The 16,240-nt window shown below is 63.7% G+C and carries 17 protein-coding genes and 1 pseudogene; 5 read left to right on the forward strand and 13 right to left on the reverse strand.

Going from position 1 to position 16,240, the window contains the following annotated elements:
• From BRAS3843_RS10680 to nth, 3 genes and pseudogenes are all read right to left on the reverse strand, one after another.
• Positions 1-211: pseudogene (locus BRAS3843_RS10680) on the reverse strand (hypothetical protein); the annotation flags it as partial.
• Positions 208-1,260, reverse strand: coding sequence for a type III polyketide synthase (locus BRAS3843_RS10685; RefSeq protein ID WP_008968875.1), 1,053 nt, complete (start codon positions 1,258-1,260; stop codon positions 208-210). The pseudogene BRAS3843_RS10680 and the gene BRAS3843_RS10685, both read right to left, overlap by 4 nt.
• Positions 1,261-1,458: 198 nt before the next feature.
• The gene (nth, locus tag BRAS3843_RS10690; protein WP_008968876.1) at positions 1,459-2,364 is read right to left on the reverse strand and encodes an endonuclease III; all 906 of its coding nucleotides are present in this window, start codon (positions 2,362-2,364) and stop codon (positions 1,459-1,461) included.
• A 22-nt stretch (positions 2,365-2,386) separates the two neighbouring features.
• Here nth and BRAS3843_RS10695 point away from each other — a divergent pair, with 22 nt between their 5' ends.
• Both BRAS3843_RS10695 and BRAS3843_RS10700 read left to right on the forward strand, forming a co-directional pair.
• Complete coding sequence (locus BRAS3843_RS10695; protein ID WP_008968877.1) at positions 2,387-2,920, forward strand: DUF2244 domain-containing protein; 534 nt, start codon at positions 2,387-2,389, stop codon at positions 2,918-2,920.
• Positions 2,921-2,975: 55 nt separating this feature from the next.
• Positions 2,976-3,875: a bifunctional helix-turn-helix domain-containing protein/methylated-DNA--[protein]-cysteine S-methyltransferase gene (locus BRAS3843_RS10700; protein WP_035981376.1), complete on the forward strand. Its 900-nt coding sequence runs from the start codon at positions 2,976-2,978 to the stop codon at positions 3,873-3,875.
• A gap of 76 nt (positions 3,876-3,951) precedes the next feature.
• Here the strand turns inward: BRAS3843_RS10700 and BRAS3843_RS10705 are convergent, their stop codons facing one another.
• The 8 genes from BRAS3843_RS10705 to dnaK all read right to left on the reverse strand — a co-directional run bounded on the left by BRAS3843_RS10705 (position 3,952) and on the right by dnaK (position 11,081).
• On the reverse strand, positions 3,952-4,575 hold the full coding sequence (locus BRAS3843_RS10705) for a 2,3-bisphosphoglycerate-dependent phosphoglycerate mutase (RefSeq protein ID WP_008968879.1): 624 nt from the start codon (positions 4,573-4,575) through the stop codon (positions 3,952-3,954).
• 25 nt (positions 4,576-4,600) lie between these two features.
• Complete coding sequence (gene dapB, locus BRAS3843_RS10710; protein ID WP_008968880.1) at positions 4,601-5,419, reverse strand: 4-hydroxy-tetrahydrodipicolinate reductase; 819 nt, start codon at positions 5,417-5,419, stop codon at positions 4,601-4,603.
• 69 nt (positions 5,420-5,488) lie between these two features.
• Positions 5,489-5,791 carry a DUF1330 domain-containing protein gene (locus tag BRAS3843_RS10715; RefSeq protein WP_008968881.1) on the reverse strand — a complete coding sequence of 101 codons (303 nt, stop codon included), beginning with the start codon at positions 5,789-5,791 and terminating at the stop codon, positions 5,489-5,491.
• A 17-nt stretch (positions 5,792-5,808) separates the two neighbouring features.
• Positions 5,809-6,519: an orotidine-5'-phosphate decarboxylase gene (pyrF, locus tag BRAS3843_RS10720; RefSeq protein WP_008968882.1), complete on the reverse strand. Its 711-nt coding sequence runs from the start codon at positions 6,517-6,519 to the stop codon at positions 5,809-5,811.
• Between the two features lie 6 nt (positions 6,520-6,525).
• Complete coding sequence (locus tag BRAS3843_RS10725; protein WP_008968883.1) at positions 6,526-7,104, reverse strand: NAD(P)H-dependent oxidoreductase; 579 nt, start codon at positions 7,102-7,104, stop codon at positions 6,526-6,528.
• Entirely contained in the window at positions 7,104-7,706 is a 603-nt protein-coding gene (locus BRAS3843_RS10730) for an rRNA adenine N-6-methyltransferase family protein (protein WP_035981378.1), read from the reverse strand. Before BRAS3843_RS10730 ends, BRAS3843_RS10725 begins: the two co-directional genes overlap by 1 nt.
• A gap of 208 nt (positions 7,707-7,914) precedes the next feature.
• A complete protein-coding gene (dnaJ, locus tag BRAS3843_RS10735) occupies positions 7,915-9,042 on the reverse strand; it encodes a molecular chaperone DnaJ (RefSeq protein ID WP_008968886.1) in 1,128 nt (375 codons plus the stop codon).
• 143 nt (positions 9,043-9,185) lie between these two features.
• A complete protein-coding gene (gene dnaK / locus BRAS3843_RS10740) occupies positions 9,186-11,081 on the reverse strand; it encodes a molecular chaperone DnaK (protein WP_008968887.1) in 1,896 nt (631 codons plus the stop codon).
• Positions 11,082-11,486: 405 nt separating this feature from the next.
• Here dnaK and BRAS3843_RS10745 point away from each other — a divergent pair, with 405 nt between their 5' ends.
• Positions 11,487-12,425, forward strand: a complete 939-nt coding sequence (locus BRAS3843_RS10745) for a hypothetical protein (RefSeq protein WP_008968888.1) — start codon at positions 11,487-11,489, stop codon at positions 12,423-12,425.
• 69 nt (positions 12,426-12,494) lie between these two features.
• On the opposite strand, the gene BRAS3843_RS10750 is transcribed toward BRAS3843_RS10745, so the two are convergent.
• On the reverse strand, positions 12,495-13,190 hold the full coding sequence (locus BRAS3843_RS10750; protein ID WP_008968889.1) for a class I SAM-dependent methyltransferase: 696 nt from the start codon (positions 13,188-13,190) through the stop codon (positions 12,495-12,497).
• A gap of 246 nt (positions 13,191-13,436) precedes the next feature.
• Here BRAS3843_RS10750 and BRAS3843_RS10755 point away from each other — a divergent pair, with 246 nt between their 5' ends.
• Together BRAS3843_RS10755 and BRAS3843_RS10760 are read left to right on the forward strand one after the other, a co-directional pair.
• Positions 13,437-14,516: a glycosyltransferase family 2 protein gene (locus BRAS3843_RS10755; protein ID WP_244425245.1), complete on the forward strand. Its 1,080-nt coding sequence runs from the start codon at positions 13,437-13,439 to the stop codon at positions 14,514-14,516.
• Positions 14,517-14,521: 5 nt separating this feature from the next.
• Positions 14,522-15,112 (forward strand): class I SAM-dependent methyltransferase, encoded by a 591-nt coding sequence (locus BRAS3843_RS10760; RefSeq protein WP_244425247.1) that lies wholly within the window; start codon positions 14,522-14,524, stop codon positions 15,110-15,112.
• Here BRAS3843_RS10760 and BRAS3843_RS10765 read toward each other — a convergent pair.
• Positions 15,113-16,240: hypothetical protein (locus BRAS3843_RS10765; protein WP_035981380.1), on the reverse strand; the 1,128-nt coding region annotated here is incomplete at its 5' end.

Genomic DNA, 16,240 nt, shown 5'->3' on the forward strand with positions numbered 1-16,240 from the left:
CCAGGAGAAACGGGTCGACCGGCTGGGCATGGCCCCAGATCCACAACGCGATCAGCCAGGCTGCATGCATCGAAACCAGCACCGGATAATGGCTGGCACCGACTTCGACCGCGCCAAGTGCGCGCAGTCGGCGCGTATTGTGCTGGGCGAGCACCAGCTCGCCCAGCCGCTGCATCGTGACAAGCGCAAGGATGAAGGAAGCGATCGTCATGCTGCGTGCCGTAACGAGATGCAACTGGCGGTGAAGCCGGGTCCGAGTGCGGTCAGCACCGAGCGTTGCGGCAGGCCGCGCGCGCGGGCGCGCTCCAGCACAAACAGGACCGTGGGCGCTGACATGTTGCCATAGTCGGCGATGATGTCGCGCTCATGATCGAGTGTGCCCTGGTCGAGCGACAGCGCCCGTTCCAGCGCGGTGATCACCTTCGATCCGCCGGGATGGCAGACGAAGCGATCGACATTGGCCGGCGAAAGCCGCATACGTTCGAGGATCTCGGTGACGGCCGGTCCCATGTTCTCGGTGACGAAATCGGGAATCGTGCGCTGGAAGATCACGCCGAAGCCTTCGGGATCGACACGCCAGCCCATGATGTCGAGCGTGTCCGGCCACAGCTTCTCGCCCATCGCCTCCACCTGCGTCGCGCCGCCATCACCGGCGCGCAAGATAGCTGCGGCGGCACCGTCGCCAAACAGGCTGAGCGCGACGATGTTGGCCTTGGTCAACTCGTCGTGGCGGACCGCGAGCGTACAGAGCTCGAACGTCACGAACAGAACGTTAGTGCCCGGCCGCGCCTGGGCCAGCCTTGATGCAATCGACAGGCCCGACACGCCGCCGGCACAGCCAAGCCCGAACACCGGCACGCGGGACACGTCCGCGCGGAATCCCATCTGCGTCGCCACGCGTGCTTCAAGCGTTGGCGTCGCGATCCCGGTCGAGCTCACGGTCACGATGGTATCGATGTCGGATGCGGCAAGATCGGCTTCCGCCAGCGCCTTGCGCGCGGCGTCGACAAACAGCGCTTCGGCGCCGTCGAGATAGGCTTGCGTGCGCTCCGGCCATCCGCGCCGTTCCATGTACCATTCGAACGGCATGACGCCGTAGCGATGGCGAATCCCGGTGTTGGAGAACAGCGTCGCGAGTGTATCGAACTGCGGAAAGCGCGGCGCGAGGATCTCGCGTGCGGCCTCCATCACCTCGTGCTGGTGGAATTGATGCGGTGGGACCGCAGTCGCAAGCGATACGAGTGCAGCGGCGTTGTTCATGCGACGGGTCCTTCCTCCACTCCGACGGAGCATCAAGCCAGCGGCGGCACCAGGAACGTCACATGCCACTCACTCCAACCGGTCAACCGGCTATTGCATTTCAGTTTCGAATGGGGGCGGCGATGTGGCCCGCACGTGGTCAGACCGCGTCCAATGCCGTTGATTTGAAGTCCCTAGCTAACATGCTCCGTGATCAGCTCAGACGGTCTTCTCCGGCCAGCGGCAGAGATCGTTGATCAGGCAGAGCTCGCAGCGGGGCTTGCGCGCCAGACAGGTGTAGCGGCCATGCAGGATCAGCCAGTGATGGGCATGAAGCATGAACTCGGCCGGGATCACTTTTTCCAAACCGAGTTCAACCTCAAGGGGCGTTTTGCCCGGCGCGAGCCCGGTGCGATTGGCGACGCGAAACACGTGGGTATCGACGGCCATCGTGCGTTCGCCGAAGGCCATGTTGAGCACGACATTCGCGGTCTTGCGCCCGGCTCCGGGCAGCGACTCGATCTCGGCGCGCGTGCGCGGCACCTCGCCGCCGAAATCTCTGATCAGTTTCTCGGACAGCGCGATGACGTTCTTGGCCTTGGTGCGATAAAGCCCGACGGTCTTGATATAGTCGCGCAAGCGGTCCTCGCCGAGCGCGATCATCTTCTGCGGCGTGTCGGCAACGGTAAACAGCGGCCGGGTGGCCTTGTTGACGCCGGCATCGGTGGCCTGCGCCGAGAGCACCACGGCGACCAGCAGGGTGAAGGGATTGAGATGCTCCAACTCGCCCTTCGGCTCCGGATTGGCCTTGGCGAAGCGGCTGAAGGCGTCGCGGATTTCCGCCGGAGTCCAGGGTTTGGCTGCCTTCAGGGCCGGCTTGAGCGCCGCGTTCAGGGCCGCCTTGGCCGGCCGAGCCGCCGTCTTCGGCGTCTTGACGACCTTCTTGGCGACCGGCTTGAGAACGACGGCCCTGTGAGCCGACTTCGGAGCCGTCTTGGCAGCCACCTTCGGAGCCGTTTTGGGAGCCGTCCTGGCGGCGTTCTTCGCCGCCTTCTTGACGGTCTTCTCGGGCGCGGATCGAACCGCGGCCTTGGTGGCGCGTTGGGGGCGGGTGATTTTAGCCATGATCCGGGTATACTGATCCGCCATGACCGCAGGCAATGCTTTTGCGCCCGAACAGCAGGTCCCGGAGCCAACCGACGCCGAGCTGTTCTCGGCGCTGCTCACCCCGCACCGCTCGCTGAACCAGACCGGCTTCATCGTCCTGATGGTGGTGGTCAGCGGCGTCAGCTTCGTCGGCGGCATCGCCTCCTGGCTGATGGGCGCCTGGCCGATCCTGGGTTTCTTTGGCCTCGACGCACTCGCGATCTATTGGGCCTTCAAGGTCAACTTCCGGCGCGCCCGCGCCTATGAGCAGGTGTCCGTGACCCCGTCCGAATTGCGGCTGCGGCGGGTCAGCCACCGCGGCCATGTGATGGAATGGATCTTCAATCCGCTCTGGGTGAGGCTCGACCAGATCACCCATGAGGAATTCGGCGTCGAGTACCTGTATCTGGTCTCACGCGGCGAGCGGGTGGCGATCGGAAGCTTTCTGGGTCCCGACGAAAAAGCGAGCTTTGCCAAAGCCTTGACAGCAGCCCTCCTGGCCGCGCGGCGCGGCCCGGTGCTCAATCCGATCTAGGCTATAAGTCAGAAATCGGGTGGAGTAACGGCCCTCGCCGCCCTACATCCAGACCATGATGACCCTTGCCGTTCATGATCAGAGCCTGGTCAGGCCAGGCCCCCAACAGTCCGCCGCGCTGCGCGACTATGACTCGGTGCGCCGGGCGATCGCCTTCATTTCCGAACATTGGCGCCGACAGCCGACCATCGAGGACATGGCCGATGCCGCCGGCGTCACGCCAGACGAATTGCACCACCTGTTCCGGCGCTGGGCCGGGCTCACGCCGAAAGCATTCATGCAGGCCCTCACGCTTGACCATGCAAAAGGCCTGCTGAAGGGCTCGGCCAGCGTGCTCGATGCCGCCCTCGATTCCGGCCTGTCCGGCCCGGGCCGGCTGCACGACCTGTTCGTCACGCATGAGGCCATGTCGCCGGGTGAATGGAAGACCGGGGGCGCCGGCATGACCCTGGCTTACGGCTTTCATCCATCGCCGTTCGGCACGGCGCTGGTGATGGCCACCAATCGCGGTCTCGCCGGGCTCGCCTTTGCCGATCCCGGCGAGGAGGCCTCGGCGCTCGCGGACATGCAGAGCCGCTGGCCGCGCGCGACCTATGTCGAGGACGCCGCAGGCACCGCGACGCTGGCACAGCGCATCTTCGACACCAAGCTCTGGTGTTCGGACCAGCCGCTGCGCGTCGTGCTGATCGGTACCGACTTCGAGGTCCGGGTCTGGGAGACGCTGTTGAAGATCCCGATGGGGCGCGCGGTCAGCTATTCCGACATCGCCAACAGGCTGCAGGCACCGAAGGCGTCACGTGCGGTGGGCGCAGCGGTCGGCAAGAACCCGATTTCGTTCGTGGTGCCCTGCCATCGTGCGCTCGGCAAGAGCGGCGCACTGACCGGCTATCACTGGGGCCTGACCCGCAAGAAGGCCATGCTCGGCTGGGAAGCCGGGCAGGTGGGAGATATGTAGTCGCGCGCGGCTTGGCGCGGCGATGGCGGTGCCCACCCTGCCCTGGGGCGGAGGGTGGCAGCGTCGGAGCGACCGCTTACGACGCCAGATCGAGCTTGGAGGCGACGGTGGAGTCCGCATTCAGGCGGTAGATGATCGGCACGCCGGTCGCGAGTTCGCGCTTCAGGATGCCTTCGGGCGACAGCTTCTCCAGCACCATGATCAGCGCGCGCAGCGAGTTGCCGTGCGCAGCGACCAGCGTGCGCTCGCCGCGCAGCACGCCGGGTAGGATCTCCTGGACGTAATAGGGCAGGGCGCGCGCCAGCGTATCCTTCAGGCTCTCGCCGCCGGGCGGCGGCACGTCATAGGAGCGGCGCCAGACGTGCACCTGCTCCTCGCCCCATTTCTTGCGGGCGTCGTCCTTGTTGAGGCCGGAGAGATCGCCATAGTCGCGCTCATTGAGCGCCTGATCTTTGTATGTCTTGAGACCGTCCTGACCGAGCTCGGTGAGGATCAGATCCAGCGTGTGCTGGGCGCGCTGCAGGACCGAGGTGAAGGCGACGTCGAACGTCAAACCCTGCGCCTTCAGCTTCCGTCCGGCCTCCTTGGCCTCGGTGGCGCCGAGCTCGGTGAGATCAGGATCCTTCCAGCCGGTGAAGAGATTTTTCAGATTCCACTCGCTCTGGCCGTGGCGCACCAGCACCAGGAGACGTTCGCTCATTGGCTCACTTCCGTCGACATTGAAACTAGAACAAATCTTTCAGGCCGAGCACATCGTCCATCGAATAATGGCCAGGCGGCTTGCCATGCGCCCACAGTGCCGCCTTCAGCGCACCATGGGCAAAGATCATTCGATCCTCGGCGTGATGCGACAGCACCAGCCGCTCGGATGGGCCTGCGAAGATCACGCTGTGGTCCCCCGCCGCAGTGCCGCCGCGCAGGGAGGCAAAGCCGATGTCCCCGGTCTGCCGGGCACCGGTGAAGCCGTCGCGGCCCCTTGCGGAACGCTGATCCAGGTTGATCCTACGGCCCGCAGCCGCGGCCCGGCCGAGCATCAAGGCGGTGCCCGACGGTGCATCGACCTTGGCCTTGTGATGCATTTCGAGGATCTCGATATCGAAGCTGTCGTCGAGCGACTGCGCCACGCGCTTGACCAACGCAGCCAGCAGATTGATGCCGAGGCTCATATTGCCGGACTGCACGACGATGGCGCGCTTGGTGACGCTCTTGATCACGGCATCATCCGAAGCCGAGAGCCCGGTGGTGCCGACGACGTGGACGATGCCGCGCTCGGCCGCGATCGCTACATTGGCGATGGTGGCGGCGGGGACCGTGAAATCGAGAATGCCGTCGGCCTGTTCCGACAACGCCCAGAGATCGGCGGACACCTTGATTCCATTGGCGGGCAGGCCGGCAAGAACGCCGGCATCCTTGCCGATCAAGTCGGAACCCGGCGCCTCCAAAGCGCCCGCCAGCACCGCGCCCTCAGCCTCGGCAATCGCGCGCACCAGCGCGCGGCCCATCCGGCCGCCAGCGCCAGCAACAATCAACCGCATCTTGGACATGCTATTTTCCTCGCTGCTGATGGCTATAACCCGTGCCAGGCAGCGGCGGCAACCCGATCAGGGACCAGGTCAGGGCTGCGGCCCGTCATAACCCTCGATGATGACGAGATCGCCCTCGGAATGCGGGGCGCGGATCGCGACCAGGCGCTGGTATTCAGGCGAATTGTAGCAGGCCAGCGCGGTCTCGTAGTCCTTGAACTCCAGCACGACATTGCGTGAACGCGAGGAGCCTTCTCTGGTTTCGTACTGTCCGCCCCGGACCAGAAACCTGGCGCCGTATTTGTGGAACACCGCGCCGTTCTGGGCGACGTACTCCTTGTAGCCGTCCATGTTGTGCACGTCGATGCGGGCGATCCAATAGGCTTTCGCCATCTCGCTTCTCCTTTTGTTTATTGACCGAGCGCCTGGGCGATCTCGGCGTGAATGGCCTCGGCGGCCGCTTTTGGATCGGAGGCGCCGACGACGGGCCGGCCGACCACGAGATAGTCGCTGCCGGCCGCGATCGCACGCGCCGGCGTCATGACCCGCTTCTGATCGCCCGTCGCCGCACCGGCGGGCCGGATACCCGGCGTAACCAGCGCGAGTTGATGGCCCACTACCTTGCGCAGAGCAGCCGCTTCCTCAGCGGAGCAGACCAGACCATCGACACCGAGCGACTGCGCCTGGCGGGCGCGCATCTCCACCAGTTCGGAGACGCCGAGCCGGTAGCCGGCCGCGACGAGATCGGCCTCGTCGTAGGAGGTCAGGACCGTCACGGCGAGAATCCGCAAAGCCGATCCCATACGACCTTCGACAGCCGCCATCATGGTTTGCGGATAAGCGTGCACGGTGAGAAAGGTTGCGCCCGACTTGGCGATACTTTCGACCCCGCGCGCAACCGTATTGCCGATATCGTGCAGCTTCAGGTCCACAAACACTTTCTTGCCGCCGGCAGCGAGCTGCGGCACCAGCGCCAGCCCGCCGGCAAAAGCGAGCTGGTAGCCGATCTTGTAGAAGCTCACGCTGTCACCAAGGCGGTCGATCATCGCTTCCGCCTCGCCTATCCCTGGCAGGTCGAGCGCGACGATCAGCCGGTCGCGCGGCGCAATCTGGCTTTCCATGTCATCTCACTTCATCTGCTGTGCAAACGCGATCAATTGCCGGACCAGGGCATCGAGCGCGTCGATATCTTGTGGCTGCTTCAGGCGGTCGGTCTCGTCATAGGCCTGATCGGCGAACGACAGTGCAAGCTGGTTGGGGATCACGGTGGCATGACAGGCCGTCAGCACCAGCCGCAGCGCGGCCAGTGCCCGGCTGCCGCCGAGCCGGCCTTCGGATGCCGCGGCGATGGCAAACGGCCGGGTCCGAAACACCTCGCCGCGGCGCTCCTGCGGCTCCTGGATCCGACTGACCCAGTCGATGGCGTTCTTCAACAGCGGCGGGATCGACGCGTTGTATTCGGGAGTGACAAGCAGGACGCCCTGATGCGTGCTGATCATGCGCTTGAGATTCAGCGCATTCTTAGGGATTCCCGACGCCTGCTGCAGGTCCGCGTCGTAGATCGGCAGCGGAAAATCGCCGAGCGAAATCCGGGTCACATCGACGTCCGCTTGCGCGAACCGGTGGGCGGCCGCGGCGGCGAGCTTGACGTTGCGCGAGCCTGCTCGCGCCGAACCGGGGATGATGAGGATTTTCAGCGCGGCCATCAGGCCTTGCGATACACCCAGACGCGGGCCGGCGGAAGGTTCATCCAGATCCGCTCCGAGGCTTCGGTGGTCACGCCCGGCAATGATTTCGGGATCGGGGGCACCACCGAATAAGTGAACTGAACGAATGGCGATCCCGGTCCCAAGGCCGCAAAGGCGTCGCGAATCAGCCTGAGCCGGGTGAGCATCGGCTTGGTCACCAGCGGCAGGCCGGAGACGATCGCCGACGCCGGCGCCGCGAGGACGTTCCAGAGCGTGTCACGCAGCGTATAGGCGTCGCCCTGAACCACCCGCGCCTGCGGATAGCGGTCACGCAGCAGGGCGCAGAATCCGGGATTGTATTCCACCAGCACCAGACGCTTCTGGTCGACGCCGTGCTCCACCAGTGCATTGGTGATTGCCCCTGTGCCGGGGCCCAGCTCGACCACAGGTCCTGACGCATGGGGATCGACGTACTGAGCCATCGTGCGCGCCAGAAAGCGGCCCGACGGCATCACTGCGCCCATATGAAGCGGCTTTTCGATCCAGGAGCGGAGAAACCGGACCTCGTCGTCCAAACGAAGAGGCTTTTTCGACGCACGCACGGACGATGGGAGAGGCATCTCAGTACCAGACGGGACCGCTTCTTCACGGCGATGTCAGAAAAGAGTCACAAAGACGTATAGATCGAAGGCGAGGTGGTCAAGCCGAACCGTAACGCTCGGCTAGGCGTCGTGGCTCCACGACCACAGCGCAAAATTGTCGATGGCGACCGTCGTTGCAATGCACTCGCATCACACGCCTACAGCTGCGGCTTGGGGCCACCATCGCTCAAGTGGCACGCGTGCCGAAGAAATCCTTCACCTTGGCGAAGAAGCCGGCCGCCTCGGGGTGGGTTTCGCCGGACGACAGTTTCTCGAACTCGAGCAAGAGTTCCTGCTGCTTCTTGGTGAGGTTCTGTGGCGTCTCGACCACGACCTGGACATACATGTCGCCGGTCTGGCGCGAGCGCAGCACCGGCATGCCCTTCGCTGCGATGCGAAATCGGCGGCCCGATTGGGTCCCGGCCGGGATCTTGACCTTGGTCTTGCCCTTTTCGATGGTCGGCACCTCGAACTCGCCGCCGAGCGCCGCGGTGATCATCGAGATCGGCACGCGGCAATGCAGATCGGCGCCGTCGCGCTGGAAAAACTCATGCGGCGTGAGCGACAGGAAGATGTAGAGATCGCCCGGCGGTCCGCCCCGGACGCCGGCTTCGCCCTCGCCCGCGAGCCTGATCCGCGTGCCGTCCTCGACGCCTTGCGGAATATTGACCGACAGCGTGCGGTCGCGCGTGACGCGCCCGGAGCCCGAGCATGATGGGCAGGGGTCCTCGATCATCTGACCGCGGCCCTGGCAGCCCGGACAGGTCCGCTCCAGCGTAAAGAAGCCTTGGGCTTGGCGGACCCGGCCCGCGCCGCCGCACATGCCGCAGGTTTTCGGCTTGGTGCCGGCCTTGGCGCCGGTTCCAGAGCAGGATTCGCAGGTCACCGACACCGGAATTTCGATCTGCGCGGTCTTGCCCTGGAACGCCTCTTCCAGCGTGATCTCCATGTTGTAGCGGAGATCGGCACCACGCTCGCGGCCGGTGCCGCGGCGCTGTCCGGCCATGCCGAACAGATCTTCGAAAATGTCGGAGAAGGACGAGGCGAAGCCGGCGCCGAAGCCGTGGGGTCCGCCCATTCCGCCCTGCTCGAAAGCGGCGTGGCCGTAGCGATCATAGGCCGCGCGCTTCTCGGCATCGCGCAAAACCTCGTAGGCCTCGTTGATCTCCTTGAATTTCACCTCGCTGGTGGCATCGCCCGGGTTCTTGTCCGGATGCCATTTCATGGCGAGCTTGCGGAAGGCAGCCTTGAGCTTGCCCTCATCGGCATCGCGATCAACTTCCAGCGTTTCGTAGTAGCAGCGCTTGGTGGACATCAATCAAACCCGCCCGAAACTTCCTCAGGCCGAAGCGCTGTCGCAAAGCGCAGCCCCCGGTTCAATGAAAATGACCCCCATCCAACGAGACGCGGACTGCGCGCTCTTTGGCATGGGGGTCATGGCATCGCCTCTGCCTGGCTTTACGCAGATTTCTTCTTGTCGTCGTCGACCTCGGTGAATTCCGCGTCGACGACATCGTCCTTGGCTGCGTCGCGGGCCGCGTCGCTCTCGGCCTGCTGCTTGTACATTGCCTCACCGAGCTTCATGGAAGCCTGGGCCAGCGTGTTGGTCTTGGCCTTGATCGCCTCGGCATCGTCGCCCTTCAGCGCTTCCTTCAGATCGCTGACGGCATCCTCGATGGCGCGACGCTCGCTCTCGGCAACCTTCGAACCGTGCTCAGCCAGCGCCTTCTCGGTAGAATGCACCAGCGCATCCGCATGGTTCTTGGCGTCGACGGCCTCGCGGCGCTTCTTGTCCGCGGCGGCATTGGCCTCGGCGTCCTTGACCATCTTGTCGATGTCGGCTTCCGACAGACCGCCGGAGGCCTGGATCCGGATCTGCTGCTCCTTGGCAGTCGCCTTGTCCTTGGCCGACACGTTGACGATGCCGTTGGCGTCGATGTCGAACGTGACCTCGATCTGCGGCATGCCGCGCGGGGCCGGCGGAATGCCCATCAGGTCGAACTGGCCAAGCAGCTTGTTGTCGGCCGCCATCTCGCGCTCACCCTGGAAGACCCGGATGGTGACCGCGTTCTGGTTATCCTCGGCGGTCGAGAACACCTGGCTCTTCTTGGTCGGAATCGTGGTGTTGCGGTCGATGATGCGGGTGAACACACCGCCCAGGGTTTCGATGCCCAGCGACAGCGGGGTCACGTCGAGCAGCAGCACGTCCTTGACGTCGCCCTGCAGCACGCCGGCCTGAATCGCCGCGCCGATCGCCACCACCTCGTCGGGGTTGACGCCCTTGTGCGGCTCCTTGCCGAAGAACTGCTTCACCATTTCCTGGATCTTCGGCATGCGGGTCATGCCGCCGACCAGAACCACTTCACCGATCTCGCCGGCGGTGAGGCCGGCATCCTTCAGCGCCTTGCGGCACGGCTCGACCGTCTTCTCGATGAGGTCGGCGACCAACGCCTCGAACTTGGCGCGGGTCAGCTTCATCGTCAGGTGCTTCGGGCCGGACTGATCGGCCGTGATGAAGGGCAAGTTGATCTCGGTCTGCGTGGTCGACGACAGCTCGATCTTGGCCTTCTCAGCAGCCTCCTTCAGGCGCTGCAGCGCGAGCTTGTCGTTACGCAGGTTGATGCCCTGCTCCTTCTGGAATTCGTCGGCCAGATAGTTGACCAGCCGCATGTCGAAATCTTCGCCGCCGAGGAAGGTGTCGCCATTGGTCGACTTCACCTCGAACACGCCGTCGCCGATCTCCAGGATCGAGACGTCGAAGGTGCCGCCGCCGAGATCGTACACGGCGATGGTGCCGGTCTTGGTCTTGTCGAGGCCATAAGCGAGCGCCGCTGCGGTCGGCTCGTTGATGATGCGCAGCACTTCGAGGCCCGCGATCTTGCCGGCATCCTTGGTCGCCTGGCGCTGGGCGTCGTTGAAGTATGCGGGAACGGTGATGACGGCCTGATCGACCTTCTGGCCGAGATGGGCCTCCGCGGTCTCCTTCATCTTCTGCAGGATGAAGGCCGAAATCTGCGAGGGCGAATAGGTCTTGCCGTCGGCCTCGACCCAGGCGTCGCCGTTGCCGGCTTTGACGATCTTATAGGGAACGAGCTTCTTGTCCTTCTCGACCATCGGGTCGTCGTAGCGGCGGCCGATCAGGCGCTTCACGGCGAAGAAGGTGCGCTCGGGGTTGGTCACGGCCTGACGCTTGGCAGGCTGGCCGACCAGGCGCTCGCCATCATCGCTGAATGCGACGATCGAAGGCGTCGTGCGCATGCCCTCTGCGTTCTCGATGACTTTCGACGTCTTGCCGTCCATGACGGCCACGCACGAATTGGTGGTGCCGAGATCGATCCCGATGACCTTTCCCATGGTCTCATGTCCTTCTTTTTGCGGCAGGTTGGGAGGGGCCCTGACGGCGCCCCCATCCAAAACCCCCTCAGATCAAATGCTCGCGATATTGCGACGATGAGCCTCATATAGGAGGGGGGGACCGGCCCGCAAGGACTGAACCACCGTCTCCGCAATCGAAAAACCGAAGCTTTTGCGGACCATGAAGCGAGCGCGCACCGATCCGAACCTGGCCCCGTCAGGCCGGAGGGGCATCGACCGCCGTGGTTAGGAAATTCCCAACGCCGAACACCATCAGTCGAGGAACTTCAAATCCCAGGCAAAAGCCTGTCGCCCCTCCCGCAAACCCGTTAAAAGCGTCGCGGTCCGGCGGGGCCCGACGACAGCCGGATGTCCGACGGTATACGGTAACGAGGCAGATGATTCATGGCGTTCTTCCGATTCCTCACTGCGGCCGTGCTGTTTGCGACCCTGCTGCGACCGGTCCTCGCGGCGGATGCGGTTTTTCCACCCGGCGTTCGGGTCGGGCTGGCGCCACTGGTCGGGCTCTCCTTGGCCAAATCCTTTCCCGGCTTCGAGACTGAGGATCACAGCGTCAAGGTGCTGCTGACGGAGCTGCCAGGCGATGCCTATGGCGAGGTGAAGAACGCCTTCACCGCCAATCCCGGCGGCACCGGCGGCATCAAGCCGGAAAGCGTCGAGACGACAGCCGGCACCGGCTACTACACCGTCGAGAACGGCAAGGACGGCGCAACGCCGGTGCGCCGCTATTCCATGATTCTCGCCGGCGGCACCTTCTCAGGCTACGTCGCCGTGCAGATTCCCGAGACAGCAAGCAAGATCTACACCGATGATGCGGTTCGCCAGATGTTTGCCTCCGCGGCGGTCCGCAAGGAAGTTCCGGTCGACGAGCAGCTCTCGCTGATGCCGTTCAAGGTCACCGATCTGGCCAGCTTCAAGACGATCCGCACCCTGGCACCTGGCGCCGCGCTGATCCTTGCCGACGGCGACGAGGCCAAGGGCTTCGAGGCCGCTCCCTTCATGGTCGTCAGCCTGATTGCCGCAGCCCCCAACGAACCCGGCGATCGCGCCCGCTTCGCGCAGCAGGCCGCAACGACAATCCCCGGCGTGCGTGATGCGCGCATCACCATGTCTGAGCCGATCCGCATCGATGGCCTGCCGGCCTATGAGACACGGATCGACGCGACCAGCGGCAAGGACAACACCGCCGTCACGGTGGTGCAGTGGCTGCGCTTCGGCGGCCCCAACACGTTGCGCGTGATCGGCAGCGCCCCGCGCGACCAATGGCCCGTCGCCTTCCCGCGCTTCCGGGCCGTGCGCGACGGTATCCAGCCCAAAGGGTAAGTATCCCCAGCGGAGCCGGGGGGCTTCCGTTGGCAGGGCTGGGCGGACCCTGCCCTGACATCGAGACCCCTAGGATTTGCGCGCCAGCGCGACGTACTGTGCCCCGAACGGAAGCCAGGCAAGCATCCCTTCAATGGGCCGCAGCCAGGCAAGCGCGCGCGGGAAAAATAGGCTGTACTGAACTTGCGGCGAACTCCAGCCCGAGGCGCGCAGGCGCCTCGTCAGATCGCGCGGGAACACTAGCCTTGCGTTCTCATCGAACGGGCAGGTGTTCACGGCATGAACCGTGAGCGGATTTAGCGGATTGTGCTCGAACACGGCGATCAAGCCGCCCTGCCGCGTGATCCGATGCAGCTCCCGCAGCCACGCGACGTGCTCATCATGGGGGATATGGTGGAACACGCATGCGGAAAACACCACGTCGAATCTACCGGATTCGCACGGAATGCGGTCCTCCTCGATCAGCATGCTCTCGCCGGCGCCGGGATGACGCTGCTTTCCGAGCGCGAGACTCCGTTCCGATACATCGGACGAGGTCAATGCCGCTTCCGGAAAGAACCGCAGAAAGAAGGGAATTGAATTGCCAATTCCCGATCCGAAATCGCAGATCTGCGACACCTTGAGCTGATTGCGATCGACGATCTGCCTGAGGCACTTGATCTTGTATTCCGCGAAATACTCCGGGCCTTCTCCGGACACCGCGATATTCGCACGGTGCTGTTCGTCGTAGGCATCGGCGAAGCGGTCAAATTCAGCCTTATCCATCGTCCGCGGTCCAGTTTCTGAAACGGCGCCCGGCGAGGGCAAGCCGGCGCTCAAATCTTCCCCTCTAGATAGCCCGCAATATTTAACCGGAGGTCTGCATTGGCGCGGGCGCCCCCGCCGGCTGCTCCCGAGGAGCCACCCGAATCATGCCCGGCCGGCCTGGAAATTGGCGAACAATTAACCAGCCGTCGTCGACTATCCGGATATCGCGCCATAACCCCATCGCGGTCGCATGAGGCCTCCGATTTGACAGAACAGCTGGACGAGATGCCGCGCCCGGGAAAGATGTTCGTCTCGATCGTTGTGCCCTGCTACAACGAAGAAGAGAGCCTGCGCGAATTTCACCGTCGGACGACGGCTGCCGCACGCGCGCTGTGCGGCCAGAAGTTCGAGCTGATTCTGGTCGATGACGGCTCGACCGACGGCACCTGGAAGCTCATCAACGAGTTGCTCGCAGAGGACCGCAACGTCGTCGCGGTCCGATTGGCGCGAAACCATGGCCATCAATTGGCGCTCACCGCCGGACTTTCCACCGTGCGCGGCGATCTGGTGCTGGTGATCGACGCCGATCTGCAGGATCCTCCGGAACTGCTGACGCCGATGTATGAGATGATGGTGCAGGAAGGCGCCGATGTCGTCTATGGTCTGCGACGAAGCCGCGCCGGTGAGACCCGCTTCAAGAAGTGGTCGGCCGAGACCTTCTACCGTCTGCTCGCCAGGATCACGCGGGTCCATATTCCCGTCGACACCGGAGATTTCCGGTTGATGAGCCGTCGCATCTCGGACCAGCTGGTCCAGATGCCGGAGCACGATCGCTTCATCCGCGGGATGGTGGCCTGGCTCGGTTACAAGCAGGTCGCCTACGAATACGACCGCAAACCGCGGTTCGCCGGCAGCACCAAATACCCGCTGTTGAAGATGATCAGCTTTGCCGCCGATGCTCTGATCAGCTTCTCGATGGTGCCGTTGCGGATCGCGACCTACGTAGGTGCGCTGCTGACCACCGGGCTCACCTTCGTCGGCATTGCTGCGGTGATCAGCTGGATTTTCTCCGGCACCGTTCCCGGCTGGACCAGCTTGACGCTGCTGGTGGTGATGATCTCCTCGGTTCAGCTTCTCGTGCTTGGCCTGATTGGTGAATATGTCGGCCGGATCTACATCCAATCAAAGAATAGACCGTTGTTTCTGATCTCGCAGATTCACCGGCGCGGCCGCCTGCCGCAACTGTCGGCCGATTCGCGAGACGACACGGAGAAGACGCAGCTCAAGACATTGCTGGCGCAATCGGGACCCGAGCTGCGCCGTTACGAGGAGGCATCCTCGTGAAGGCGATGCTGAAGCATCCGGTCCTGTATCAGGCCTACCAGAACGCCGGCGGGTTCTTCGGTGCGCGGATCAAGGCGATCAGGGACTATTTGACCCTGCGCCCGGGTATGCGAATCATCGATATCGGATGCGGACCCGGCCATATTCTCCGCCATCTGCCCGAAGGTATCGACTACACGGGATTCGATGTCGACGAGACCTACATCGCGTATGCCCGGCGATCGTTCGGACATCTCGGCGCGTTCCATTGCCGCCACTTCGACGCAGCCGCGGCACAGGAGTTCGCTGGCGCCGATGTCGTCATGATGAATGGGGTCCTGCACCACATTTCCGATGACGAACTGAAAACCACGCTCGCCGCGATCCGCGAGGTGCTCGCAGATGATGGCGTTCTCTTCACCCTCGACGGTTGCTATTGCGAAGGACAGTCGCGCATTGCGAAATGGCTCCTTGACAACGATCGCGGCAACTTCATCCGCGACTGCAATGGCTACTACCACCTGCTTCGCAGCGCCTTTCCGCAGGTGAACCTGGTCATTCGCGACAACTACTCGCGCGTGCCCTATACGTTCGCGATCGGCGTCTCGCAGAAATAATCATTCTGCCCGTTCCAGGATGTCGATCCCTTCGACCGACCCTACCAGCCGATAGGGTCTGAGCAGCAGCGTCAGTTCGGCGTCGGCGCGGACCCAATCGCCCCACCCGTCCCGTAGATTGTCGACCAGCACGAGGTCGGGCGGCAACTTCTTGAAATCCTCGATCAGCCAGCTGCGCTCCAGCGCCAGATACGCGTTCAGTCTGGCATCGGTCGGCGCATCGACCGAGGTTCTTTCGCGCGTCAGCCGCACGAACTCGCGAATCCACAAATTTTCCTGCCGTGAAACCCAGACACCACCGATGTCGCGCACCAGCGGATGTCCGATCGCCGCCTCGCCGCTCAGGACCAACAACCGCGGATGCGGCTTGAGCCGCGCGACCGCCTCCAACACCGGACCGATATGGACCTGCGTGTTGAACCATTGCAGGCCGAGGACGAAGGATGCCGTTAGAATGATCGTCGTTGCCGGGCGTGACAGACGAAGCGGCGCGCCCGCAGCGGCCTTGCTCATCACGGTGTAGCCCACGGCGAGCATCGCAAGCGCGACCATGGGATACGAATGATAGGACCAACCGCGCCGCTGCAGGTAAAAGGAGATCGCAAATCCGACGGACGCAACAATTGCGACGAGTAACAGTCCGTCCAACCTGCCTCTGTGCATTGTCACAGCGACAAATGCGAGCGCAACAGTAAGGATAAGCGTCGCCGTATTCAGAAAGATGACGGACGGCGACATCGACCAAGACAGGTAGGTGTCGCGAACCAGCGGGTAGGTGAGGGTGAAATATTCGGGATAGAGCAGATACGTCCCGGTACTCACAACAAGCACGATCGCGCCGGCAATGAAGTTTTCGGGCGCAAATACGAGACGCCAATCGTGCGACCGAATGACGCCCGCCAAGATGCAGAGGACCGCCGGAAACGTGAAAAACGGCTTGAACGCGAGGGTGATTCCGACGCCGACGCCAGCAATGATGACGGCCCAGGCTGGTACCGGATCACGATTGCTGCGCAACGCATACACGGCAAGCGCGGGCAGGAAGGTGAGTGTCGCGATGTGCTCGCGCTGGCCGAAGACGTGCATCGGCAGGATTGTCGCGACGGCCGCAGCCCAGATCGCAAGCAG

Source organism: Bradyrhizobium sp. STM 3843 (genome assembly GCF_000239815.1).
Taxonomy (GTDB): Bacteria; Pseudomonadota; Alphaproteobacteria; order Rhizobiales; family Xanthobacteraceae; genus Bradyrhizobium.